This is a genomic window from Paraburkholderia sartisoli, from assembly GCF_900107685.1.
GTDB lineage: Bacteria > Pseudomonadota > Gammaproteobacteria > Burkholderiales > Burkholderiaceae > Paraburkholderia > Paraburkholderia sartisoli.
Map to the genome: position 1 here is coordinate 879,220 of NZ_FNRQ01000001.1, position 24,426 is coordinate 903,645.

At 64.0% G+C, this 24,426-nt stretch carries 19 protein-coding genes and 1 tRNA gene; 13 read left to right on the forward strand and 7 right to left on the reverse strand.

Annotation, left to right across the window (positions count from 1 at the left end):
* Positions 1-297: 297 nt before the first annotated feature.
* Together otsB and otsA are read left to right on the forward strand one after the other, a co-directional pair.
* Positions 298-1,047: a trehalose-phosphatase gene (gene otsB / locus BLV45_RS04060; protein WP_090531075.1), complete on the forward strand. Its 750-nt coding sequence runs from the start codon at positions 298-300 to the stop codon at positions 1,045-1,047.
* A gap of 58 nt (positions 1,048-1,105) precedes the next feature.
* Complete coding sequence (gene otsA / locus BLV45_RS04065) at positions 1,106-2,539, forward strand: alpha,alpha-trehalose-phosphate synthase (UDP-forming) (RefSeq protein WP_090529268.1); 1,434 nt, start codon at positions 1,106-1,108, stop codon at positions 2,537-2,539.
* Between the two features lie 132 nt (positions 2,540-2,671).
* Here the strand turns inward: otsA and BLV45_RS04070 are convergent, their stop codons facing one another.
* Entirely contained in the window at positions 2,672-4,561 is a 1,890-nt protein-coding gene (locus tag BLV45_RS04070; protein ID WP_245753111.1) for an ABC transporter ATP-binding protein, read from the reverse strand.
* A 701-nt stretch (positions 4,562-5,262) separates the two neighbouring features.
* Here BLV45_RS04070 and BLV45_RS04075 point away from each other — a divergent pair.
* From BLV45_RS04075 to BLV45_RS04085, 3 genes are all read left to right on the forward strand, one after another.
* Positions 5,263-6,327 carry a glycosyltransferase family 4 protein gene (locus BLV45_RS04075; protein WP_090529271.1) on the forward strand — a complete coding sequence of 355 codons (1,065 nt, stop codon included), beginning with the start codon at positions 5,263-5,265 and terminating at the stop codon, positions 6,325-6,327.
* 242 nt (positions 6,328-6,569) lie between these two features.
* Complete coding sequence (locus tag BLV45_RS04080; RefSeq protein WP_090529275.1) at positions 6,570-7,427, forward strand: hypothetical protein; 858 nt, start codon at positions 6,570-6,572, stop codon at positions 7,425-7,427.
* Positions 7,428-7,484: 57 nt separating this feature from the next.
* Positions 7,485-7,949 (forward strand): DUF2214 family protein, encoded by a 465-nt coding sequence (locus BLV45_RS04085; protein WP_090529278.1) that lies wholly within the window; start codon positions 7,485-7,487, stop codon positions 7,947-7,949.
* A 52-nt stretch (positions 7,950-8,001) separates the two neighbouring features.
* Here BLV45_RS04085 and BLV45_RS04090 read toward each other — a convergent pair whose 3' ends face one another.
* On the reverse strand, positions 8,002-9,003 hold the full coding sequence (locus BLV45_RS04090) for a LacI family DNA-binding transcriptional regulator (protein ID WP_090529281.1): 1,002 nt from the start codon (positions 9,001-9,003) through the stop codon (positions 8,002-8,004).
* A 155-nt stretch (positions 9,004-9,158) separates the two neighbouring features.
* Here BLV45_RS04090 and BLV45_RS04095 point away from each other — a divergent pair, with 155 nt between their 5' ends.
* Positions 9,159-9,989, forward strand: a complete 831-nt coding sequence (locus BLV45_RS04095; RefSeq protein WP_090529284.1) for an NAD-dependent epimerase/dehydratase family protein — start codon at positions 9,159-9,161, stop codon at positions 9,987-9,989.
* Positions 9,989-10,924 carry an SMP-30/gluconolactonase/LRE family protein gene (locus BLV45_RS04100; protein WP_090529287.1) on the forward strand — a complete coding sequence of 312 codons (936 nt, stop codon included), beginning with the start codon at positions 9,989-9,991 and terminating at the stop codon, positions 10,922-10,924. The genes BLV45_RS04095 and BLV45_RS04100 overlap by 1 nt, the downstream gene beginning before the upstream one ends.
* 114 nt (positions 10,925-11,038) lie before the next feature.
* Here the strand turns inward: BLV45_RS04100 and BLV45_RS04105 are convergent, their stop codons facing one another.
* Positions 11,039-12,169 (reverse strand): MBL fold metallo-hydrolase, encoded by a 1,131-nt coding sequence (locus BLV45_RS04105; RefSeq protein ID WP_090529290.1) that lies wholly within the window; start codon positions 12,167-12,169, stop codon positions 11,039-11,041.
* A gap of 85 nt (positions 12,170-12,254) precedes the next feature.
* On the opposite strand from BLV45_RS04105, the gene BLV45_RS04110 reads away from it, so the two are divergent.
* Positions 12,255-12,881, forward strand: a complete 627-nt coding sequence (locus BLV45_RS04110) for a TetR/AcrR family transcriptional regulator (protein ID WP_090529293.1) — start codon at positions 12,255-12,257, stop codon at positions 12,879-12,881.
* Positions 12,882-13,100: 219 nt separating this feature from the next.
* Here the strand turns inward: BLV45_RS04110 and BLV45_RS04115 are convergent.
* The 4 genes from BLV45_RS04115 to BLV45_RS04130 all read right to left on the reverse strand — a co-directional run bounded on the left by BLV45_RS04115 (position 13,101) and on the right by BLV45_RS04130 (position 15,290).
* Positions 13,101-13,175, reverse strand: a tRNA-Val gene (locus BLV45_RS04115).
* 48 nt (positions 13,176-13,223) lie between these two features.
* Positions 13,224-13,970: a DNA polymerase III subunit epsilon gene (gene dnaQ / locus BLV45_RS04120; RefSeq protein WP_090529296.1), complete on the reverse strand. Its 747-nt coding sequence runs from the start codon at positions 13,968-13,970 to the stop codon at positions 13,224-13,226.
* 49 nt (positions 13,971-14,019) lie between these two features.
* Positions 14,020-14,466, reverse strand: a complete 447-nt coding sequence (rnhA, locus tag BLV45_RS04125) for a ribonuclease HI (protein ID WP_090529299.1) — start codon at positions 14,464-14,466, stop codon at positions 14,020-14,022.
* Positions 14,463-15,290 carry a class I SAM-dependent methyltransferase gene (locus BLV45_RS04130; protein ID WP_090531081.1) on the reverse strand — a complete coding sequence of 276 codons (828 nt, stop codon included), beginning with the start codon at positions 15,288-15,290 and terminating at the stop codon, positions 14,463-14,465. Before BLV45_RS04130 ends, rnhA begins: the two co-directional genes overlap by 4 nt.
* 19 nt (positions 15,291-15,309) lie before the next feature.
* On the opposite strand from BLV45_RS04130, the gene gloB reads away from it, so the two are divergent.
* The 5 genes from gloB (at position 15,310) to carB (ending at position 24,387) form a co-directional block, all read left to right on the forward strand.
* Positions 15,310-16,107 (forward strand): hydroxyacylglutathione hydrolase, encoded by a 798-nt coding sequence (gloB, locus tag BLV45_RS04135; protein WP_090529302.1) that lies wholly within the window; start codon positions 15,310-15,312, stop codon positions 16,105-16,107.
* 154 nt (positions 16,108-16,261) lie between these two features.
* Positions 16,262-17,962 (forward strand): transglycosylase SLT domain-containing protein, encoded by a 1,701-nt coding sequence (locus BLV45_RS04140; protein WP_090531084.1) that lies wholly within the window; start codon positions 16,262-16,264, stop codon positions 17,960-17,962.
* 200 nt (positions 17,963-18,162) lie between these two features.
* Entirely contained in the window at positions 18,163-19,404 is a 1,242-nt protein-coding gene (locus tag BLV45_RS04145; RefSeq protein WP_090529305.1) for an MFS transporter, read from the forward strand.
* A gap of 395 nt (positions 19,405-19,799) precedes the next feature.
* Positions 19,800-20,957, forward strand: a complete 1,158-nt coding sequence (gene carA / locus BLV45_RS04150; protein WP_090529308.1) for a glutamine-hydrolyzing carbamoyl-phosphate synthase small subunit — start codon at positions 19,800-19,802, stop codon at positions 20,955-20,957.
* A gap of 175 nt (positions 20,958-21,132) precedes the next feature.
* A complete protein-coding gene (carB, locus tag BLV45_RS04155) occupies positions 21,133-24,387 on the forward strand; it encodes a carbamoyl-phosphate synthase large subunit (protein WP_090529312.1) in 3,255 nt (1,084 codons plus the stop codon).
* Positions 24,388-24,426 lie beyond the last annotated feature (39 nt).

A 24,426-nucleotide genomic window follows, 5' to 3' on the forward strand; every position in this document is an offset into this window, starting at 1 on the left:
GTTTCCGATATAACCGCCGCGTCCTGGGCAGCGCGCGGTGCCTGCGACTGTATCGCAATTCGTCGGACAATGCTCCCGTGTGCCTGTCCGCACAAGGCGATCGGGGCAAAATGCCACATGCGCCTGAAAGCTGCATGAAACTCGATTGTTCTGTTTTTGAACGAAATCGGTTTGACAGGCGGGCGCTGACGTGCGGCCCGTCAACCCGCGAGCCTTACTTTCTCGAAAAATGGGTGGATGCGCGGTAAGATGCGCACACTTTTCCGGCTGCAAACGGCTGAAAGGCAAGACAACACGATGCGAGCACTTCCGGCTGTTCTGTCTCCGAGCGAGACGGCTTTTTTCTTCGACTTCGACGGCACGCTCGTCGAGCTGGCGCCGACGCCCGACGGCGTACTGGTGCAACCCCGGGTCATCGAATTGCTGGGCGCGCTGCAGCGTCTCACGAACGGCGCGGTCGCGATCGTTTCGGGGCGCAGCATCGACAGCATCGATTCGTTTCTCGGCCTGCCTGACATGCCAATCGCCGGGCTGCACGGCGCCGAGCGGCGCGACGCGAACGGCGACACGCAACGCACGGGTTTTAACGACGACCGGCTGCTGCGCATGGAGCAGGAACTCGCCGGGGTCGTCCGCACGAATCCCGGCATGCTGCTGGAGATCAAGGGCGCCGCGGTCGCGCTGCACTATCGCAATGCGCCCGAGCGTGAAGCCGCCGCTCGCGAGGCCACGAGGCGGCTCGTCGCGGAATATCCCGATGCGTACGTGCTCCAGCCCGGCAAGATGGTCTACGAAATCAAGCCGAAGGACGTCGACAAGGGCCGCGCGCTGCGTGCCTTTCTCGGCGAGCCGCCGTTCACCGGCCGCAAGCCCGTGTTTGCTGGCGACGACCTGACCGACGAGAAAGGCTTCGTCGTCGTCAACGAGCTTGGCGGCGTGTCGATCAAGGTCGGCGGCGGCGATTCGGTCGCCAGAACGCGGCTCGACTCGGTTGACGCGCTGATCGACTGGCTCGCCGCGGTTGTCGCGGCCGCCGGCAAGGCGTGACGTTCATGCGGCACGTTCGTCGCAGTGACTGTTTTTTTCAGCGTGAGAATTGCGCTTCATGAGTCGACTGATCATCGTATCGAACCGGGTCGCGCCGATCTCGGAAGGCGGCCCCGCGGCAGGCGGGCTGGCAGTCGGCGTCTATGACGCGTTGAAGGAAACCGGCGGCATGTGGTTCGGCTGGAGCGGCGACGTGCTGTCGTCCGGCCAGCCGCAGATCAGCGTTGAGGAACGGGGACCCGTGACGTTCGCGACCATCGGCCTCGTGCGGCGCGATTACGACCAGTATTACCGCGGCTTTTCGAATGCGACGCTGTGGCCGGCGTTCCACTATCGCGCGGATCTCGTGCAGTACGACCGGCACGATTTCGAAGGCTATTGCCGCGTCAACACGTGGCTCGCGCGGCAACTCGTGCCGCTGCTGCGCCCGGACGACGTCATCTGGGTCCACGACTATCACCTGATCCCGTTCGCGAAGGCGCTGCGTGCCGCCGGCGTGAAGAACCGCATCGGCTTTTTCCTGCACATTCCGTTTCCCGCTTCGCAGGTGCTGCTCGCGGTGCCGCCGCATCGCGAACTCGTCGAGTCGCTGTGCTCGTTCGATCTGCTCGGCTTCCAGACGGAACCCGACCTGCGTTCGTTTTGCGATTACATCGTGCATGAGGCGAACGGCACGACCGACGCACCCGCAAACGGCCGTCCGACGACGGTTCACGCATTCGGCCGCACGCTGCAGGCGGCGGCCTATCCGATCGGCGTGTATCCGGATGAGATCGCGGAACTGGCCAAAGCCGGCGAGAGCGGCAAGCCGGTGCGCACGATGCGCGCGACGTTGCACGCGCGCAAGCTGATCATGAGCGTCGACCGGCTCGATTATTCGAAGGGACTCGTCGAGCGTTTCCGCGCGTTCGAGCGTCTGCTGGAACAGTCGCCGGCGCAGCGCAACAAGGTGTCGTTCGTGCAGATCGCGCCGCCGACGCGCGCCGACATGCACGCGTACCAGGACATCCGTCTGCAGCTGGAAGGCGAATCGGGCCGCATCAACGGACGTTTCGCCGAACTGGACTGGACGCCGATCCGCTATATCCACCGGCAATACGAGCGCCAGGTGCTGGCGGCGCTCTTTCGCGCGTCGCACGTGGGCTACGTGACGCCGCTGCGCGACGGCATGAACCTCGTCGCGAAAGAGTATGTGTCGGCGCAGGACCCGGACGATCCAGGCGTGCTGGTGCTCTCGCGTTTCGCGGGCGCGGCGCAGGAGCTGAACGGCGCGCTGATCGTGAATCCGGTCGATATCGACGGCATGGCCGAGGCGCTGGCCACCGCGCTCGCGATGCCGCTGGCCGAGCGTCAGTCGCGCTATCGGGAGATGATGGCGCAACTGCGGGAGAACAACGTCTCCGTGTGGCGCGACAATTTCATGCGCGACCTGCAGGCAGCCGGTTCGGTGGGCCGCGTGCGAAAGCGGGCAGGGGTTTCGCTCACGGATTGACGCGTGTGGCGCCGCACGGTTTGCCCCCGGCGCTGCAGATCGCGCGCCGGACGAAAAAAAGCCGCTTCGAAACCAGCCGAAGCGGCTTTTGTGCTTTACATCACCCGCAGCGACGCCGCGGCCTCGCGTTTCTCAGGCCACGTGCTGTTCGTTGACCTTCTTGCCACCGATGTGCAGCGTCGTTCCCTTGTCGTACTGCTTCGACAGCAGATCGCGATAGAGCCCCGGGCGGTTGCGCAGTTCTTCCGGCGTGCCGTCGTCGATGACCTTGCCCGTGCTCATCACGATGATGCGGTCGAAGTTGTGCAGCGTCGACAGACGGTGCGCGATCGCGATCACCGTGCGGCCCACCATCAGCCGGTCGAGCGCAATCTGGATCGCTTCTTCCGACGCGCTGTCGAGCGCGGACGTCGCTTCGTCGAGCAGCAGGATCGGCGCGTTCTTCAGGATCGCCCGGGCGATGGCGATGCGCTGGCGCTGGCCGCCCGACAGCTTCACGCCGCGATCGCCGACGATCGTGTCGTAGCCTTCCGGCATCGCCTCGATGAAATCGGTGCAGCGCGCCTCGCGCGCGGCGGCCAGCACCTCGTCGCGGGTTGCTTCGGGGCGGCCGTACGCGATGTTTTCATACACCGAGCGATGGAACAGCGAAATATCCTGCGGCACGAGCGCGATCGAGTGACGCAGGCTGTCCTGCGTAATGCCGCCGATGTCCTGGCCGTCGATCTTGATCTGTCCGCCCTGGGTGTCGTAGAAACGCTGCAGCAGCGCGAGCACGGTCGACTTGCCCGCGCCCGACTTGCCGATCAGGCCGACACGCTGGCCGGCTTCGATATGCAGATCGAAGTGATCGAGAATCGCCCGGCGGCGCGGATACGCGAACGTCACGCGTTCGAAGTCGACCCGCCCGCCCTGCGGCACGAGTTCCACGGCGTCCTTGCGGTCTGGCATGCCGTGCGGTTCGAGCAGCGTCTTCACGGCTTCGGCAAGCCGCGCCACGTGCTGCGTGACGTCGACGAGCGCGACGGCAAGATCGCGCGTGCCGTGCAGGATCGTGAAACCGAGCGAGCTGACGAGCACGATGTCGCCGGACGTCGCGCGGCCCTGGTCCCACAGCCACAGCGCCCAGCCGAGCAGACCCGCCGACAGCAGCGCGGTGATGACTGCGTGCAGCAGGCGCAGCTTCTCGAGGTAAAGCAGGCTTTGCTGGCGCGCGTCCATCTCGGCCTTCACCGTATCGCCGAAGCGCTTCTGTTCGCGCAGCGTCATGCCGAAGGCGCGCACGAGGCCCATGTTGCTGATCACGTCGACGAGCTCGCCGTCGACCGACGCCGCTTTCGACGCGAAGTGATGGTGACGCGCCGAGCCGCGGCCGGCGAGCTTGTAGAGCACGACCGACAGGATCGCCGAGCAGAACATCAGGCCGGCCGCCATCAGCGGATTGACGGCGATGATCATGACAATGGCGCCGAGCACGGCGATGCACGGCGGCAGCACGTTCCACGCGGTGGTGTTTTCGGCGGTATAAACCGCGTTCGACGTCGCCGTGATCCGGCTCGCCAGCATGCCCGGCTGCTTTTCCGAGTAGTAGGTGGGCGAATGGCCGCTCAGATACTGGAACAGATCACGCCGCAGGTCGCCCGTGACGGCGACGAACGTATGCGCGGCGACCCAGCCGCCGATGCGCCACAGCATGTTGTCGGCCGCAATCAGGCCGACCAGGATCGCGAACGCGCCCCACAGCGGGCCAGGGTGATGACGGCCTTCGCCAAGCACGTCGATGAGATGCTTGATCGCGTATTGCGACGCGAGCGCGCATCCCACGGCCGCGAACACGCTGCACAGGACGATCGTATGTGAGACCGGATGGCGGCGGATAAAGCGGAAAAGGAACGCAAGCGGCCGGTTCGCATAGCTCGCGAGCTTTGCGTCGTGGGCGTTACGCTGGGCGATGGTGAGATGTTCCAATGTGTTCGAGTGTCGGTAGTCGATGAGGTGACGGTGTCGCAGCAGGCCGTTCATGCATGTCGCCATATCGGGACAAAAGGCGCACCTTCTCGCATTGTAAACATGCAGAGAACTTTCTGAGACGGCAAAAAAGGAAAACGGCGGGCAATGACGGGCAACGAAGCGGCACGGTCGCTCGACTTCGCGCAATAAATGTTCGCAAACTCTATGTGTTGCGAGACATGCCCTGATAGCAGTGGTTCATCCCGGTGCGGAAAAAATTCGAGATATACTTACGGATTGCATACAGTGCGTCGCACTGCAAGCGGTTCACCCGCTGATCAGGTGGCGCTGGAAAATACGCGTCACCAGATGGGTTGACCGGGCGTCCGAAGCCGTGGTCACCGCGTGGTCACCGCATGCCTTTCAATGTAAAACTGTCTTGTAAAACAAGGGTTTGCAAAGTGTTTCGCCTTTGTAACAACATAAAGACTTTGAAAGGTAGTGCGCTGCATGAGCCTCCCGGCACTGATAATGCACGCTTCGGTTTGGCCCACTAAAATCTGACAGTTTGTCAACGAGTGTGCGGCCCATGCGTTTTAAGCCGGATGCACCGCCCTGGTGAGTGTGACCAGTCCGGGCAATCCAACCAGCGTTCAATCGCAGAATTTCCCGAATGAAACAGGCCAGCGCCTCCGGTGCGAGCCGCACGGGGTGGGCGGGCGAGTCGCTTTTAACAAACTTGTAGTGTTGATTTTTACCAGGAGTTCACCATTATGCGAATCGCTCAAATCGCTCCGTTACACGAGGCGGTTCCTCCCAAGCTGTATGGCGGCACGGAACGCGTGGTTTCGTACCTGACCGAAGCACTGGTCGAGCTGGGACATGACGTTACGCTTTTCGCGAGCGGCGATTCGCAGACTTCGGCGAAACTCGAAGCCTTCTGGCCGCAGGCACTGCGCCTCGACCCGACCATCCGCGACACGATGGCGCCGCACATGCTGCTGCTCGAAGAAGTGCGCCGTCGCGCCGATGAATTCGACGTGCTGCATTTCCACATCGACTACTACCCGTTCTCGCTGTTCTCGCGCCAGCCGACGCCGCATCTGACCACGCTGCACGGCCGTCTCGACCTGCCGGAACTGCAGCCGGTCTTCAACACGTTCAACGACGTGCCGGTTGTCTCGATCTCGGACAACCAGCGCTCGCCGCTGCAACAGGCCAACTGGCTGTCGACGGTCTATCACGGCCTGCCGGAAAACCTGCTGAAGCCGATCCCGAACGTGAAGCCGGGCTACCTCGCGTTCCTCGGCCGTATTTCGCCGGAAAAGCGCCTCGACACGGCTATCCGCATCGCCGAACAGGCCGGCATGCCGATCAAGGTGGCCGCGAAGCTCGACAAGGCCGACCGCGCGTACTACGAAGAAGTCATCAAGCCGCTGATGTCGCTGCCGCACGTCGAATACATCGGCGAAATCAGCGAAGCCGAAAAGACCGAATTCCTCGGCAACGCGCACGCGCTGCTGTTCCCGATCGACTGGCCGGAGCCGTTTGGTCTCGTGATGATCGAGGCGATGGCATGCGGTACGCCGGTCATCGCGTTCAAGCGCGGTTCGGTGCCGGAAGTGATCGAAAACGGCGTGTCGGGTTTCGTCGTCGAAGACGAAATCAGCGCCGTCGCCGCTGTGAAGCGTCTGCACACGCTGCCGCGTGAAAACGTCCGCAAGGCGTTTGAAGCGCGCTTCTCGTCTAAGGTGATGGCCCAGAATTACCTCACCTCGTACGAAGAATTGCTGCGCCGCAAGCGCCGCACCGTGCTGCGCGAAGTCAACGCAGGCTGAAACGGCTGAACGCGGAGCGACTCCGTCCGGAATCGCGCCCGCCGGCACGCTACGGTCAGGCTCGCTGCAGCCATACAACGCCCCGCATGCAACTTGCATGCGGGGCGTTGTTGCATGTGCGCCGCGTCCGGTGCGAACGGGCGTGGTTTCGGTGTTGCGGAGCGTGAGGCGGCGCAGCAATATCCCTATAATGGCCGTGCCGCAAAATTCCGCCGCGGCGCTGCCGATGACAGGAGGATGCCTTGGCGAGAACGAAAGAAACGCGTGCGAACGCGGCGCCAGGCGCCGGGACGGTTTTCGCGCTGCGGGCCATCGGTCTCGTGATTCTGGCCCGCTGGCTGTTTTCGATGTCCAGCATGGGTTTCGGGCTCGCCACGCTGCGCGCGATGGCGTCCTCGCCGTGGGTCTGCATCAACCTCGTGTTTCTGTTCCTGATCATTTTCCTGCCGGGCGCGCAGGCCCGCGCCGAGCGCCCGTTTCACCCGCTGCCACAGTGGTTGCGTCAGGCGTTGCGGCTCTTCGCGCTGCTTGGGTTCGTGTTCGCCGTCTGGTCCGTCGGCGCGTTTGTGTGGATGGCCGGCTGGCGGCGTGCCGTCAGCACGATCGCCGCGACCAACGGCTGGCTCGTGGCCGCACCGGCGCTGTACGCCGCCGTGATGTGGATCTGCCGCCCGCGTGCGCTGTGGCGCACGAATACGGCCGCGCGGCGCTATGCCATCGGCCGCTATGCCGTCGCGCTCGATCTCGTGACGCGTACCGCGATCGTCTGGGCCGAGAGCCGCAAGCTGGGCCAGTACGATTCGCGCGAACTGTCGGTGCGCTGGCCTGACATCGCAGCCGCGGATGCCGGCCTGCCGCCGACGGGTGTCGCCGCGCTCGCGACCGAACCGCCCGTCGCCGGGGTCACGCGTGCCGCGATGGCCGCTCCGGCGCCGCGCGTGCGTCTTGCAACGTGGTGGCATCGCCCGAAGGTCGAACTGCTATGGGATTCGCCCGCCGCAGCCGGACATAACCGGCAGACCGTGTTCCGCGCGCCGCTTCTGACCGAAGGCGATCGCGTGGCCGCCCGTGCGCTCGATTCGATATTGCGGCAAGTCTGATTTCACGGGAAACACGTCGATTGACCCGGACGGGCCGTGCGCCCGCAAGGAGTTGCCATGCTGTTTCGCTGGTTGCTTGCCGCCGTTCACCTGCTTGCGTTCGGTTTCGCGCTCGCGTCCATTCTGGGTCGCTCGCGCCTGCTGCGTCGCTGCGCGACAACCGCTGACCTGCCCGCTGTTTTTCGCGCCGATGCCGGTTGGGGGCTTTCGGCGCTGGTGCTTGTCATCACAGGCGGCATGCGCGCGTTCGGCGGCTTCGAGAAGGGCGGGGACTACTACATCCACGCGCCTCTCTTTCATCTGAAAATGGGCGCGCTCCTGCTGATCCTGCTGCTCGAAATCGCACCGATGATGGCGCTCATCCGCTGGCGCGTCGCGCTCAAGACTGGCAAGACGCCCGACCTGAGCCGCGCGGGCCGTTTCGCGCGCGTCGGCACGCTGCAGACCGTGCTGCTTGTCGTCATGGTGGTCGCCGCGTCGGGCATGGCGCGCGGGATCGCGCTGGCCGCCGGCGCGGGTTGAGCTGCCGGGGACACGCCCCGCGTGTCGCCCTCCGATGCGCCGTGCCGTGAGGTCAGGGCGTCTCTTCGCGTCGTGCCGTCGAGTCGCGCACGATCAGTCGCGGTTCGAGCGTGACGTGCCCGAGGTCGCGCTTGCCGGAAAGTACGTCGATCAGTTTGAGCATCGCGGTTTCGCCCATTTTTTCGCTCTGCATGTCGACGGTCGTCAGCGCGGGAACGGCGTATTCACCGTACGGCACGTTATCGAAGCCCGTCACCGAGAGGTCCTGCGGCAGCCTGAAGCCGAGCGCCAGCGCTTCTTTCATGAAGCCGAGCGCGATCAGGTCGTTGTAGCAGATGAGCGCCTCGGGCCGCTCCGGCCCCAGCATGACGGATGAGCAGGCGGCCTTGCCGGCGAGCGTCGATGGCGCGTGCGCGTCATGCACGTCGAGCTTCATGCCGGCTTCCGAAAGACAGGTGCGCGCGCCTCGGATGCGCTCCGCGTCCCAGCGGGAGTTCGCGAACCCGAGATACGCGATGCGCCGGTGTCCCAGATTCAGCAGGTGCCGCGCCAGCATGTATCCGGCGAGATAGCTGTCGTGGCTCACGCTCGGAATCGGACATTGCGCGTTCCGGCCAAGCAGGACGACGGGCTTGTTCAGCTTCGTCATCCAGTCCATGGCGTCTTCCTGCATTCGCGAACTGATGATGACGCCGTCCACCCGTTGCGCGAGCGCCTCGATCAGCGGCTGCTCGCGCTCCTGGTTTTCCTCGGTATCCACCAGCAGCAGCGTGTAGTCGTGGCGCAGCGCGATGCGGTTCGCGCCCTTCACGATATTGGTGAAGTACGGGTTGCTGATATCGAGGATCGCGAGGCCGATCGTGCGTGTCTCGCCCGTGATCATCGAGCGGGCGAGCGGGTTGGAGCGGTAGCCGAGCTGCTCGATCGCCTCTTTCAGGCGGGCTTCGACGGGCGCGGAGAAGCGCTGCGCGCCGTTCATGTATTTCGACACAGTCGCCACCGAGACACCCGCTGCAGCGGCGACATCGCGAATCGTGGGTGTGGTTCTTTTCATTTTTAGGTAAACGTTTTTTATATAATCCAGTCCGAATTCCAGGCAAATTTCTTGACGCAATGACGCCTGAAAAACTATAGTAGGAAAACGTTTTCTCTTGCCAGCTTTTTTTGCTGGCTGACCACCGATCATACGCAATCAGAGGGCACCACAACATGAGCAATCAATCGGGCGCCGCGCGCAAACCATTCCATCGCATTCTCCTGACAGGGGCTGCCGGCAACCTCGGCGTCCAGATGCGCGGGCCGCTTGCGGACTGGGCCGACATCGTGCGCGTGACCGACATTGCGCCGATGGGCGAGGCGGCGTCGCACGAGGAAGTCGTCGTGCTGGATCTGGCTGACCGCGCGGGCGTCGACGCGCTGGTCGAAGGTGTCGATGCGATCGTGCATCTGGGTGGCATCTCGATCGACGCCCCGTTCGACGACCTGATCGAAGCCAATATCCGCGGGCTCTACAACCTGTATGCGGCCGCGCACAAGCATGGCGTGAAGCGCATCGTCTTCGCCAGCTCGAACCATGCGATCGGGTTCCACCCGACCACGACGGTACTCGACGCCGATTCGCCGACGCGCCCCGACAGCCTCTACGGCGTGACGAAATGCTTCGGCGAATCGCTGTCGCGCTATTACTACGACCGTTTCGGGCTGGAAACCGTGTGCGTGCGGATTGGTTCGTCGTTCGAGGAACCGCGCAATCCGCGCATGCTCGTCACGTATCTGAGCTACCGCGATTTCATCGAGCTGGTGCGCTGCTCGCTGTTCACGAACCGGGTCGGGCATGCGATCGTCTACGGCGCGTCGAACAACCCGGTGAAGTGGTGGGACAACACGAAGGCGGCGTTCCTCGGTTTCAATCCGCAGGACAGCTCGGCGCAGTTCGAGTCCCGTTTCCCGCTGACCGCGCCGACCGACAATCGCGACGACGGCGCGCAGTTGTATCAGGGCGGTGCCTTCGTACTCGGCGAGCCGATGGAGCGCAAGTAATGGCCATGGGCGTATCGGTCGAAAGAATCGACGCGGCAGGGCCGGCGTCGGTGGGCGAAAGCCCCGTATGGCGCGCGGCGGAAGAGGCGTTTTACTGGGTCGACATCCCCGCGCGGAAGATCGTGCGGTTTCACGTGGCCACCGGCGTGCGCTCGGAATGGGTGTTGCCGGAGAAGGTCGCGTGCATTGCATTCGATCAGGCGGGCCGCGTGCTCGCGGGCATGGAAACCGGGTTGTTCTCGGTGACGTTGCCTGAGGCCGGCGGTTCGGGTTCGGCCGGCGCGAGCGCGACTGTGCCGCCGTCGCAGATCAGGAAGCTGGCTGCGCCGGTGTTTCCCGCTCAGGACATGCGCTTTAACGATGGACGCTGCGATCGTCAGGGGCGCTTCTGGGCCGGGACGATGGTTCAGGACATGTCGCTCGCGAGCCCGCTCGGCGCGTTGTTCCGCTTCGACGCGCAGGGCGTTCTGTCGGCGCCGGTGATCGACGGGCTGATCACGCAGAACGGTCTTGCGTGGTCGCCGGACGGCGCGACGATGTACCTGTCGGATTCGCATCCGTTGAAGCGTGTTATCTGGGCGTTCGATTTCGACGTCGAAAGCGGTACGCCGCGAAACCGGCGCGTCTTCGCGGATCTTCACGATCACGCGGGCCGTCCGGACGGCGCGGCGGTGGACGCGGACGGCTGCTACTGGACGTGTGCCAACGATGCCGGCTTGCTGCTGCGTTTCACGCCGCAAGGCGTGCTCGACCGGAAGATCGAAGTGCCGGCCGTGAAGCCTTCGATGTGTGCGTTCGGTGGGCGCGATCTCGATACGCTGTTCGTGACGTCGATCCGTCCGGGCGCAGGCGCCACCGACGATGACGGCGCGGTGTTCGCGATCCGGGCTGGCGTGCGCGGGTTGCCCGAGCCGGAGTACACCGGGGCGTTGTGAGCGACGGGGCGGGTCGCGTCGATGCCTATCAGGCAGATAAGCATCGCGATGCCCGCAACGCACTCCAGCAACCCTGGACTGACGTTGCGTCAGGCACGCATCGCCCACAAGGAATCACGAAGACCTGGCGTCTCCGGCATGACGCGAGGCGCACAAACGCCATGCGGCCTTCGGCGCGGCGATGGTCTCGACGGTGTGGCGCCACCAGAGTTCGCCGCGATGCGGCGCGCCCAGATCCAGCCGCTCGCCCATGCGGGGCGTCGACAGCGCGACCCCTCGCGCGAGGGCCAGCCCCGTCACCCTTTCGAACGGTTCCTGCCAGCGGTGCATCGCGAGGTCGAAGGTGCCATTGTGAATCGGCACGAGCCAGCGGCCGCGCAGATCGATGTGCGCCTGCACGGTTTCTTCGGGCTGCATATGAACGTACGGCCACTGCGCGTCGTACGCACCTGTCTCGACCAGCGTGACGTCGAACGGCCCAAGACGCTCGCCGATCGTCCTGAAACCATCGAAGTAGCCGGTGTCGCCGCTGAAAAACACGCGCAGATCATCGTCGACGATCACCCACGACGCCCATAACGTACTGTTGCCGTCGAACAGGCTACGGCCGGAAAAATGCTGCGCGGGCGTAGCGGTGAACTGCACGCCGTCTACCTCGGTGCCTTGCCACCAGTCGAACTGCCGCACCTTCGAAGCATCGATGCCCCATTCGATCAGCCGGTCGCCGACGCCGAGCGGCGTCAGAAACACACCCGTGCTCCGCGCAAGCGTGAGCACGGTTTCGCGGTCCAGATGGTCATAGTGATCGTGCGACAGGATCACGCCTCGCAGCGGTGGCAAATCGGCCAGCGCGACCGGCGGCGCATGGAAGCGCTTCGGCCCGAAATGGCGAAACGGTGAGGCACGCTCGGCGAACACCGGATCGGTCAGCCAGAACTGGCCGCGCAGCTTCAGCAGCATCGTCGAATGACCCAGCCGGTAGAGGCTGCGATCGGGCGCCGCATCGAGCTGCGCACGCGTCAGCGCATCGACGGGCAACGCGTCTGTCGGCGCCGTGCCGCGCGGCTTGTTGAGCAATATGTTCCACACGATGCCAAGCGTCTTGCGCAGGCTTTCGGCGGGACGCGGCTTGACGTTGTGAAAGCGTTCGCCGTCATGCTGCGGCGACGTGCTGGACAACGCGCGGCCGCGTTGCGCGGCGCTAAAGCCGAGCGCGCGGCTGACAAATGCGGGAAGCGACGTCATGAGGTGGGCCATCCAGAGGGAAATGTACACTTGGCAGTGTAGTTTATTTTTGAGAAAAGTAAACTGCCCGGTGTAAAATTCAGCCATGGATCCATGTGCTACCCATCAACGTCTGACTGACCGCAAGCGTGTCGCCATCGTCGACGCCGCGATCGAGGAATTCCTCGCGGCGGGCTACGACGCGACCAGCATGGACCGTATCGCCGCCCGCGCGCACGTTTCGAAACGTACGGTCTATAACCATTTCCCCGGCAAGGAAGTGCTTTTCGCGGCGATTCTCCATCAACTGTGGGACGCGAGCCAGCGGGGCGATGCGCCCACCTACCGCGCCGACAAACCGTTGCGCGCACAGTTGCTCGACCTTCTGGGTCGCAAGCTCCGGTTGCTGAACGACGAGTCCTTTCTGTCACTTGCGCGTGTGGCGATCGCGGCCGGCATCCATTCGCCGGAGCGCGCGCGGGACATGGTCGCCCGTCTCGGCGAACGCGAGGAAGACCTGACCGTGTGGGTCCGGGCGGCGGCCGCCGACGGCCGGCTCAAAACCGACGATCCGCTCTTCGCGGCGCTGCAGTTGCAGGGACTGGTAAAGGCTTTTGCATTCTGGCCGCAGGTGGCGATGGGCCAGGCGCCGCTCGGCGAACAGGAGCAAAGGAAGGTCGCAGAATCGGCCGCTGACATGTTTCTTGCGCGCTATGCACGAGCCGCCGCCTAGGGGCTTGCGTTTCGATCTTCATGTCCACCGGACCGGCAGATGGCGGCTCCAGACGCTATAGGTTGTTTTGTGTCTGGGGCTATTGTCGATTACGCCACTTTTGCGCCACATGGCGTGGTGCGCCAGTCAGGCCTGGTCGCCAGAAAAGAAAAAGGCCCTCGGCTTTCGCCGGAGGGCCTTTATTCTTCGGTGTCGTGGCGTTACCAGCACCAGAAATCCTGGTGGGTAGTACTGGGATCGAACCAGTGACCCCTGCCGTGTGAAGGCAGTGCTCTACCGCTGAGCTAACCACCCGAAGAGAGCCGGATTATGTCAGACGGCCGAGGAGTCGTAAAGTATTTTTTAAGCAGACTGCGTATCGGCGCCTTCACTGGCCTCCGGTACAGCCGCCAGACGCCAGACGCTCGTGCCCTTGACCGCCTTGTCGAGACCATCCAGCACCGCCTGATGCTCGGCGAGTTCGTCGCTGCCCGCCGTCAGCACGACCAGTTCCAGCGCGTCGAGCTTCACGCGCGGCGTGTGCATATCGCCGCCGCCGGACGCTTCGTCCATCATGTCGATCACGAGGCTTTCCTGGCCGCGCGTCATGGCGAGGAAAACTTCCGCGAGCAGTTCCGAGTCGAGCAATGCGCCGTGAAGCGTGCGGTGCGCGTTGCTGATGCCAAAGCGGTCGCACAGCGCGTCGAGCGAATTGCGCTTGCCAGGGAAAATCGACTTCGCGCGCACCAGCGTGTCGATCACCTCGCCACAGTGCTGGCTGAACGGCGGCAGTCCGAGCAAGGCAAACTCCGCATCGAGAAAGCCGATGTCGAACGGCGCGTTGTGAATGATCAGTTCCGCGTCCTGCACGAAATCGCGCAACGCATCGGCGATTTCGGCGAACTTCGGTTTGTCGCTCAGGAACTCGGTCGTCAGCCCGTGAACGGCGAGCGCGCCCGGATCGCTGTCGCGTTCCGGGTTGACGTAGAAGTGCAGGTTGTTGCCCGTCAGCCGACGGTTGACCAGCTCGACACAGCCGATTTCGATGATGCGATCGCCCGTGCGCGCATTGAGGCCTGTGGTTTCGGTGTCGAGAACAATTTGACGCATGTTGGATCAGCCCGCGTTGAAATTAGCGATAAAAAGGAGAGACCGGAATTCAGGCGCCAGCGAGCGACGCGACGCCGCGATTCGCAAGCGCATCGGCGCGCTCGTTTTCCGGGTGTCCGGCGTGGCCTTTCACCCAGCGCCATTCGATCTCATGCTGCTGGACGAGCGCGTCGAGCCGCTTCCAGAGGTCGGCGTTTTTCACCGGCGTTTTCGCCGCCGTCACCCAGCCTTTCTTTTTCCAGCCGTGAATCCATTCGCTGATGCCTTTCTGCACATATTGCGAGTCGGTATGCACGACGGCCTTGCATGGACGCTTCAGCGCTTCGAGCGCCGCGATCACGCCCATCAGTTCCATACGGTTGTTGGTGGTGAGCGCTTCGCCGCCAAACAGCTCTTTTTCCTGCGCGCCGAAACGCATGAGCGCGCCCCAGCCGCCAGGGCCAGGATTACCCTTGCAGGCGCCGTCGGTGAAAATTTCGATGATGTCTTTAGTCATTTGCGGTGGTTTCGGGTATTCGGAGTGGCGGCGGGCGCGAGCCCGGCGGCAAGAACAGGCTTTTTCACCTTCAACGGGCCGACGAGCCGCATGCCGCGCACGCGCTTGATCGCGGTCACCATATAGGACGCGCCGAAGATGGGCCACCAGCGGTCGCCGGCGGCTTCCATGAAGGCATAGCGCGCGAGCCATTGATCGCTCGCGAGCGGCGGACGATAACAGCCGAAGCGTCCGCGTTCAAGGTCGAAGCCTAACAGCTTGATCCAGTCCTTCAGGCGCGTGAACGCGATCAGGTCATGCTGGGCGGGCACGAACGGCCGGCCCGTGACCTTGCCGAGCGATTGCCGCGCGCCCCACAGCGACAGCGAATTGAAGCCCAGAATGATCAACTGGCCTTCCGGCATCAGCACGCGCTCGGCTTCGCGCAGCAGACGGTGCGGGTCGCTCGTGAATTCGAGCGTATGCGGCATCACGATCAGATCGACGCTCTGCGCCTCGAACGGCAGGTCGAGCAGGTCGCACCAGACGGTGCTGCGGCCCGCCGGCGCGTGGCGCTCGGCGAGACTGTGGACGGGGCCCGGCATCGGGCCGCGCGGAAACGAGTAGGGCGCGCTGCCGCCGCTGGCGGCGTCCAGCACGAGGCCGCGACAGGGCATGCGGTTCTCGCGCAGTGCGTCGAGTTGCGGCAGGCCGAGCTGAAGCGCGTGATAGCCGAACACGTCCGACACCACATGGTCGAGCTGCGCCTGTTCCCACTCGAGCACGTAACGACCGGGCGGCGAATCGGTCCAGGCGGCCCAGTCTATAATCGTTCGGTCAGACATGTCAGAGAATGCGTCGCCCATGAATTCGCTTGAACTTGAATACGTCCCGGTCCCGGCGTTTGAAGACAATTACATCTGGCTCGTGTCGGACGGCCGCCACGCAGTGGCCGTCGATCCGGGCGAGGCCGAACCCGTTCGCGCGTATCTGGCAAAACGGGGCTGGCAACTGAGCGCTATTTTACTCACGCACCATCACCGCGACCACGTCGGCGGAGTGGCCGATCTGCTGAACGGCCAGGCGGTGCCCGTCTACGGCCCGGCCGGCGAAGCGATCGAGCATCTCACATATCGCCTGAAACACGGCGATCGCGTGACGCTCGCCGAACCCGCGCTCGAATTCACCGTACTCGACGTCCCCGGCCACACGAGCGGCCACATCGCGTACTTCCAGGCGGCCGACCCGCGCGGCACGCCGCACGTCTTCTGCGGCGACACGCTGTTTGCGTGCGGCTGCGGCCGGCTCTTCGAAGGCACGCCGGCGCAGATGCTCGACTCGCTCGATTCGCTGGCCGCGCTGCCCGGTTCGACCGAAGTCCACTGCGCGCACGAATATACGCTCTCCAACATCCGCTTCGCGCTCGCCTGCGACCCGGACAACCGTGCGCTGCAGGACTGGCGCGACGAGGCGACGGCGCTGCGCGCCCGCAAGGTGCCCACGCTGCCTACCACGATTGCCCACGAAAGGGCGGTGAACCCGTTCCTGCGGGCCGCCGATCAGGCCATCCAGACGACCCTCGCCGAACAGTTGCATGAATCGGTGCCCGACCGGCTTGCCGCGTTCACATTGATGCGCGAATGGAAAAACCGCTTTCGCTAACCTGTTCCCGAGAATGGTTTTGCTCAAGCCAAAAATAGAAAAAATTCGCCAAGTCTAGGATTTGCCAAGGTTTTCTTTTATTTGTGATTGACGAAAACCTTATCGTTTCGTACTATCGGCTGCAAATTCCAGCCCTATGGAAGCCGAGATCTACATGCGATTTATCCTAAGTGCGCTGTTGGTCCTGACGCTCGCCGCGTGCGCGAGCTCGGGGCCGCCAGCGAATAGCCCGACCACCGCAGCAACGAACCCCGCCACGCAACAGGCAGTAGCCGACGCCCTCCGCAAGACCGCCTCCGCCAGGGAAACCATCAACGTCGATCAAGGATCTGTCAACCAGCTGACGACTCCCGACGCCGATCTGTGGAGCCGTATTCGCCGTGGTTACCAGATCCCCGACCTGCAGACCGACCTCGTCGACATGCAGGTCAACTGGTACGCGCAGCGTCCCGACTACGTCGAGCGCATGACGGTCCGGTCGCAAAAATACCTGTACCACATCGTCGAGGAGCTCGAGGCGCGTCACATGCCGACCGAGCTCGCGCTGCTGCCGTTCATCGAATCCGCGTACAGCCCGCAGGCGCTGTCGGTCGCGAAGGCCGCGGGCATGTGGCAGTTCATGCCGGGCACGGGTCGCACCTATAACCTGAAGCAGAACATGTGGCAGGACGAGCGTCGCGACGTGCTCGCGTCGACGAGCGCCGCGCTCGACTATCTGTCGCGTCTGCATGACATGTTCGGCGACTGGTATCTCGCGCTCGCCGCGTACAACTGGGGCGAGGGCAACGTGCAGCGCGCGATCGCGCGCAACGAGGCGGCCGGTCTGCCGACCGACTATCTGAGCCTGCGCATGCCGAACGAGACGCGTAACTACGTGCCGAAGCTGCAGGCGGTGAAGAACATCGTCGCGAATCCGCAGATGTACGGCCTGACGCTGCCGAGCATTCCGAACCACCCGTACTTCGTGACCGTCACGACGGCGCACGATATCGACGTCGACACGGCGGCGAAACTCGCGAACATGTCGACCGACGAATTCCGCTCGCTGAATCCGTCGTTCAAGAAGCCGGTGATTCTCGGCGCCACGCAGCCGCAGATCCTGCTGCCGTTCGACAACGCCAGCGCCTTCGAGGCGAACCTGAAGTCGTATAGCGGCTCGCTGTCGTCGTGGACCACCTACACGGTTACCGAACGCGCGCGTCCGGCGGCGATTGCGCAAAAGATCGGCGTCGACGCGGACACGCTGATGGCCGTCAACAAGATCCCGGCGGGCATGCGACTGAAGCCGGGCTCGACGATCGTCGTGCCGCGCGGCGACGATGACGACGAAGACATCAGCGCCGACGTCGCGGAAAGTGCGGTACTCGCGATGGAGCCGGACGTCCCCGATACGCGCAAGATGCTGATCCGCGTGCGCCGCACGCAGTCGATGGCATCGCTTGCCGATCGTTACGGCGTTTCTGTCGGACAACTGAGGGCCTGGAACCGTACGCATCGCAATCAGGTTTCGCCGGGTCAGGTGATCGTGCTGCACGTGCCGGTCGGCAAGGCGTTGCCGGCTGAGCCGGGTCCTGTGCTGCGCGCCAGTGCATCGTCGGGCGAGGGCGGTGGTGTCGAGAAGATCGGCACCCGGGTCACAGACACGAAGCCCGATTCGCGCTACGATAAGAAGAAGGGTCGTAGCCAGGGCAAGGTCGTCAAGGCTGCGGTACCGGTGAGCAAGGCCAGCGCATCGACAGGAGCCAGCAAGCACAAAACGTCGAAGGTAGCGGTTTCATCGGGTACACCCAGCAAGGCGTCGAAGGCTGCGGGTAGCCGCCCGAAGACCACAGCCAACGCGCGGAAGGTCAAGTAAATAATAGCGGCACCCGCAGAGGTGACCACATGCGTTGCGGGGGCAGCGCATGAATTGCGCTCCGATCACCTCTCGCTTTTAAAACGCCGTCGCCTGTCGCGACGGCGTTTTCATTTCCGCAGACCTTTCAGCGCACGTTGCCGGTTTACCGTATTGTTCTGGTTCCCTGCTTTCGCGGTCTGATCCCTGTCCTGCACGCCATGTCTTCGACCCAGTTTCGCGTGTTCCTGTTGTTCTCGCTCGGCTACTTCATTTCCTACGTGTTCCGCGGGGTCAATCTCGGCTTTGCGCCGCTGATCACGCACGAACTCGGGCTCTCGGCCACCGATCTCGGATTGCTGACGAGCCTCTATTTCCTCGGCTTCGCGGGCGCACAGATTCCCGCCGGCGTGCTTCTCGATCATTTCGGTCCGCGCCGCGTGACAGCCGGGCTGCTGCTGTTCGCGGCGGCGGGCGTCTGGGTGTTCGGCGTGGCGCACAGCGTGGGCATGATGATGCTCGGACGGCTTTTGATCGGCGTCGGGGTCTCGGCGTGCCTCGGCGCGGCATTCAAGGCGCTCGCGCAGCATTTCGTGGTGACGCGTTTGCCGCTCTTCAACGGGCTGGTGATGGCGGTCGGCGGGCTGGGCGGCGTCGCCGTCGGTTCGCCGCTCACGTGGGTGCTGGGCTTCGTGGGCTGGCGCGTCGTGTGCGTCGCGCTCGGACTGCTGACGATCGCCGTCGCGGCCGCGCTGTGGACGATGGCACCCGACGCGCGCGATACCCACCATCAGGCCGGTCTTGTCAGTCAGTTCAAGGGGACGTGGCACATCCTGAAGAGCGCGGCGTTCTGGAAAATCGCATCGTTCTCGGTAATGACGCAGGGCGTCTTTTACGCGATGCAGTCGCTATGGGTGGGCGCGTGGCTGCGCGATGTCGCCGGTCTGCAGCCGGGGCCGGCGGCCGCGCTGGTGTCGCTGCTCGGCGTCGCGATGATGGCGGGTAGCGTGGGCTTCGGCGCGGCGGCGCGTTCGCTGGAAAAGCGCGGCGTATCGCTTTACGCGTTTTGCGGCGCGGGCATGGCGCTCTTCGTCGTCACGCAGATCCTGATCATGATGCGCGTGCCGTTGCCGGCCGGCCTCCTGTGGAGCGCATACGGCGTGTTCGGCGGGACGGGCATCCTCAGTTACGCCGTGCTCGCGCGGCATTTTCCGCCGCACATGGCAGGCCGTTGCAACACCACGCTCACGCTGATCCTCTTTCTGCTGATTTTCGGCTTCCAGATCGGTGTGGGCGCGGTGCTGTCGCACTGGCCGGCAACGGACGGTCGCTATCCGCCGGCCGCGCATCTCACCGCATGGGGCATCCTCGTCGCGCTGGAGATCGCGAGTGCGATCTGGTACGTGCTGCCCGGGCGCGTGCTGGCGAAACCCGCCCATCTGCACGCTGAACACCAGTCGTAGCCCGGGCCGTCCCGATCTGCCCCGTGCGACGCCCGGCGAAACGCCGCAAAGCCTTGTCTCATAAGGCTCGCGGCGTGACCCGTGGCGCGCTGGTCAGGGTTCCGGGCTATCCTGGATTTGAAGGAAGGGGTACTTTCGCGCTATAATTGCAAGGTTTGAGCTTATCAACCCGCACCCTAGCGCCTACCTCTCCCATACCGTTCATCCGCCGCGCGCCGCGAGCGTCCCGCCTCCAGCCGATCCGCCCACACAATGGGCCGAGCGTGCCCGAAGCGGCGTGACGTCAGCCGCGATACGCGAGCGGGCCTGCGCGCGCATCCTGTCGATGCGCCTCGCCGCGGCCCGCACGGTCGGATAGACAGGTCGGCAACAGGGTGTTCCCCAAGGAGTCTCCCGTGTTGCCGTCTTTTTCTCCTGCTTTGCTCGCACTCGCCGACGGCACGGTCTTTCGTGGTTACTCGATCGGCGCCCCCGGTCATACGACTGGTGAAGTTGTCTTCAATACGGCTATCACGGGCTATCAGGAAATCCTGACTGACCCGAGCTACGCCCGCCAGATCGTCACCCTGACGTATCCGCACATCGGCAACGTCGGCGTCAACGCCGAAGACGTCGAAGCCACGAAAGTCCATGCCGCCGGGCTGATCATCCGCGATTTGCCGGTTCTCGCGTCGAATTTCCGCATGGAACGCACGCTCCCGCACTATCTGCAGGACGAAGGCGTGGTCGCCATCGCCGGTATCGACACCCGCAAGCTGACGCGCGTGCTGCGTGACAAGGGCGCGCAGAACGGCGCGATCGTCGCCGGTTCCGACGACGAAGCGAAGGCTATCGAACTCGCGCGCGCGTTTCCGGGCCTGGCCGGCATGGACCTCGCGAAGGTCGTGTCGACGAAGGCGCCGTTCGAGTGGACGCAGCGCGAATGGCGTCTCGGCACCGGCTACGGCACGCAGGATGCGCCGAAGTACCGCGTCGTCGCGTTCGATTACGGCGTGAAGTACAACATCCTGCGCATGCTCGCCGAGCGCGGCTGCCACGTCACCGTGCTGCCGGCGCAGGCGAGCGCGGAGCAGGCGCTGGCGCTCAATCCGGACGGCATCTTCCTGTCGAACGGCCCGGGCGACCCGGAACCGTGCGACTACGCGATCGCGGCCACGAAGGCGTTCATCGAGCGCGGCATTCCCACGTTCGGCATCTGCCTCGGTCACCAGATCATGGGTCTTGCCCTCGGCGCAAAGACGATCAAGATGAAAACCGGCCATCACGGCGCGAATCATCCGGTGAAGGATCTGGACGACGGCCGCGTGATCATCACGTCGCAGAATCACGGTTTCGCGGTCGATGCGGCCACGCTGCCGGCCAACGCGAAGGTCACGCACGTGTCGCTCTTCGACGGCACGCTGCAAGGTTTCGCGCTCACCGACAAGCCCGCGTTCTGCTTCCAGGGTCACCCGGAAGCGTCGCCCGGCCCGCACGACATTGCTTACCTGTTCGACCGCTTCACCGCGTTGATGGACAAGCGTAAAGCGGGCAGCACGGCCGCGGCCGCGTAAGCGACGCGCACCGAAGGCAAAAGAGTAGAGCGCGCGCGGGGCGAAGCAGCGAGTGAAAAGCGCGGGGCAGACACAGCCCGCGCGGAGTAACGGAACGCAAACGCGGAATGCGGACGCAAGCGCCGGCACGCAGCGCGCCAAGGCAAGCACACAGGAATACATTAGCGAGAGCGTTATGCCCAAGCGGACAGACATCAAGAGCATCCTCATCATCGGCGCGGGTCCGATCATCATCGGCCAGGCGTGCGAGTTCGATTACTCGGGCGCGCAGGCGTGCAAGGCGCTGCGTGAGGAAGGCTACAAGGTCATTCTCGTCAACAGCAATCCCGCGACGATCATGACCGACCCGAACACGGCCGACGTCACCTACATCGAGCCGATCACATGGGAAGTGGTGGAGCGCATCATCGAGAAGGAGCGCCCGGACGCGATCCTGCCGACGATGGGCGGCCAGACCGCGCTCAACTGCGCGCTCGACCTGCATCACCACGGCGTGTTGGCGAAGTACGAGGTCGAACTGATCGGCGCGTCGCCGGAAGCGATCGACAAGGCCGAAGACCGTCAGAAGTTCAAGGACGCGATGACGAAGATCGGCCTTGGTTCGGCCAAGTCGGGCGTCGCGCATTCGATGGAAGAAGCACTGCAGGTGCAGGCCGACATCGCTACGCAAACGGGCAGCGGCGGCTATCCGGTCGTGATCCGTCCGTCGTTCACGCTCGGCGGCTCGGGCGGCGGCATTGCGTACAACCGCGACGAATTCGAGGAAATCTGCAAGCGCGGTCTCGATCTGTCGCCCACGCGCGAACTGCTGATCGAAGAATCGCTGCTCGGCTGGAAAGAGTACGAGATGGAAGTGGTCCGCGACACGAAGGACAACTGCATCATCGTGTGCTCGATCGAAAACCTCGACCCGATGGGCATCCACACCGGCGACTCGATCACGGTCGCGCCGGCGCAGACACTCACCGACAAGGAATACCAGATCCTGCGTAACGCATCGCTCGCGGTGCTGCGCGAGATCGGCGTCGATACGGGAGGCTCGAATGTCCAGTTCTCGATCAATCCGAAAGACGGCCGGATGATCGTGATCGAAATGAACCCGCGTGTGTCGCGTTCGTCGGCGCTGGCTTCGAAGGCAACGGGCTTTCCGATCGCGAAGGTCGCGGCGAAGCTGGCAGTCGGCTACACGCTGGACGAACTGAAGAACGAAATCACCGGCGGCCAGACGCCGGCATCGTTCGAACCGACGATCGACTACGTCGTCACGAAGATCCCGCGTTTCGCGTTCGAGAAATTCCGCGAAGCCGATCCGCGCCTGACGACGCAGATGAAGTCGGTCGGCGAAGTGATGGCGATCGGCCGTACGTTCCAGGAATCGTTCCAGAAGGCGCTGCGCGGTCTCGAAGTGGGCGTCGACGGTCTCGATGAAAAGACCACCAGCCGCGATGAAATCATCCGCGAGATCGGCGAAGCCGGTCCGGATCGCATCTGGTACGTCGGCGACGCGTTCCGTGTCGGCATGACGCAGCAGGAAATTTTCGACGAAACGTCGATCGACCCGTGGTTCCTCGCGCAGATCGAACAGATCATCCTGAAGGAAAAGGCGCTGGCGGGCCGCACGCTCGCAAGTCTTTCGAAGGAAGAACTGAAGTACCTGAAGCAGAGCGGCTTCTCGGATCGTCGCCTGGCAAAACTGCTGGACGCGACGCAAACGGACGTGCGCCGTCGCCGCATCGAACTGAACGTGCGCCCGGTGTACAAGCGCGTCGACACGTGCGCGGCCGAGTTCGCGACGAAAACCGCGTACATGTACTCGACGTACGAAGAAGAATGCGAAGCCAGCCCGACGAACAATAAAAAGATCATGGTGCTGGGCGGCGGCCCGAACCGGATCGGCCAGGGCATCGAGTTCGACTACTGCTGCGTGCATGCCGCGCTCGCGATGCGCGAGGACGGCTATGAAACGATCATGGTCAACTGCAACCCCGAAACCGTGTCGACCGACTACGACACGTCCGATCGTCTCTACTTCGAATCGCTGACGCTCGAAGACGTGCTCGAAATCGTCGACAAGGAAAAGCCGGTCGGCGTGATCGTGCAATACGGCGGTCAGACGCCGCTGAAGCTCGCGCTCGACCTCGAGGCGAACGGCGTGCCGATCGTCGGCACGTCGCCGGACATGATCGACGCGGCCGAAGACCGCGAGCGCTTCCAGAAGCTGCTGCAGGACCTGAACCTGCGCCAGCCACCGAATCGTACCGCACGTGCCGAAGACGAAGCGCTCAGGCTCGCCGGGGAAATCGGCTATCCGCTCGTCGTGCGCCCGTCGTACGTGCTGGGCGGCCGGGCGATGGAAATCGTCCACGAGCCGCGCGACCTCGAGCGCTACATGCGCGAGGCCGTGAAGGTGTCGCACGATTCGCCGGTGCTGCTCGACCGCTTCCTGAACGACGCGATCGAATGCGACGTGGACTGTATCTCGGATGGCGAAGCCGTGTTCATCGGCGGCGTGATGGAGCACATCGAGCAGGCGGGCGTCCACTCGGGCGATTCGGCCTGTTCGCTGCCGCCGTATTCGCTGTCGAAGGAAACCATCGCCGAACTGAAGCGCCAGACCGGCGCGATGGCCCGGGCGCTGAACGTGATCGGCCTGATGAACGTGCAGTTCGCGATCCAGCAGGTGCCGCGCGCGGACGGTTCGAAAGAGGACGTGATCTACGTGCTCGAAGTGAATCCGCGCGCGTCGCGCACGGTGCCGTATGTGTCGAAGGCAACGAGCCTGCCGCTCGCGAAGATCGCCGCGCGCGCGATGGTCGGCCAGAAGCTGGCGGAGCAGGGCGTCACGAAGGAAATCGATCCGCCGTACTTCAGCGTGAAGGAAGCGGTGTTCCCGTTCGTGAAGTTTCCGACCGTCGATCCGGTCCTCGGACCCGAAATGCGTTCGACCGGCGAAGTGATGGGCGTGGGCCAGACGTTCGGCGAGGCGCTCTTCAAGTCGCAGCTGGCGGCGGGTTCGCGTCTGCCGGAAAGCGGCACGGTGCTCCTGACCGTGATGGACGCCGACAAGCCGAAGGCCGTCGAGGTCGCGCGCATGCTGCACGAACTCGGCTACCCGATCGTCGCGACGAAGGGCACCGCGGCTGCAATCGAAGCGGCGGGTGTGCCGGTGAAGGTCGTCAACAAGGTGAAGGACGGCCGGCCGCACATCGTCGACATGATCAAGAACGGCGAGATCGCGCTCGTCTTCACGACCGTCGACGAAACGCGTGCCGCGATTGCCGATTCGCGCTCGATCCGGATGAGCGCGCAGGCCAACAAGGTCACGTACTACACGACGATGTCGGGTGCCCGTGCCGCCGTGGAAGGTTTGCGTTATCTCCGGGACCTGGAAGTCTATGATTTACAAGGACTCCATGCTCGCCTAAACTAAGGCTTCGATTCCGAGTCCAAGTTGTACGTGCCGCGGTTA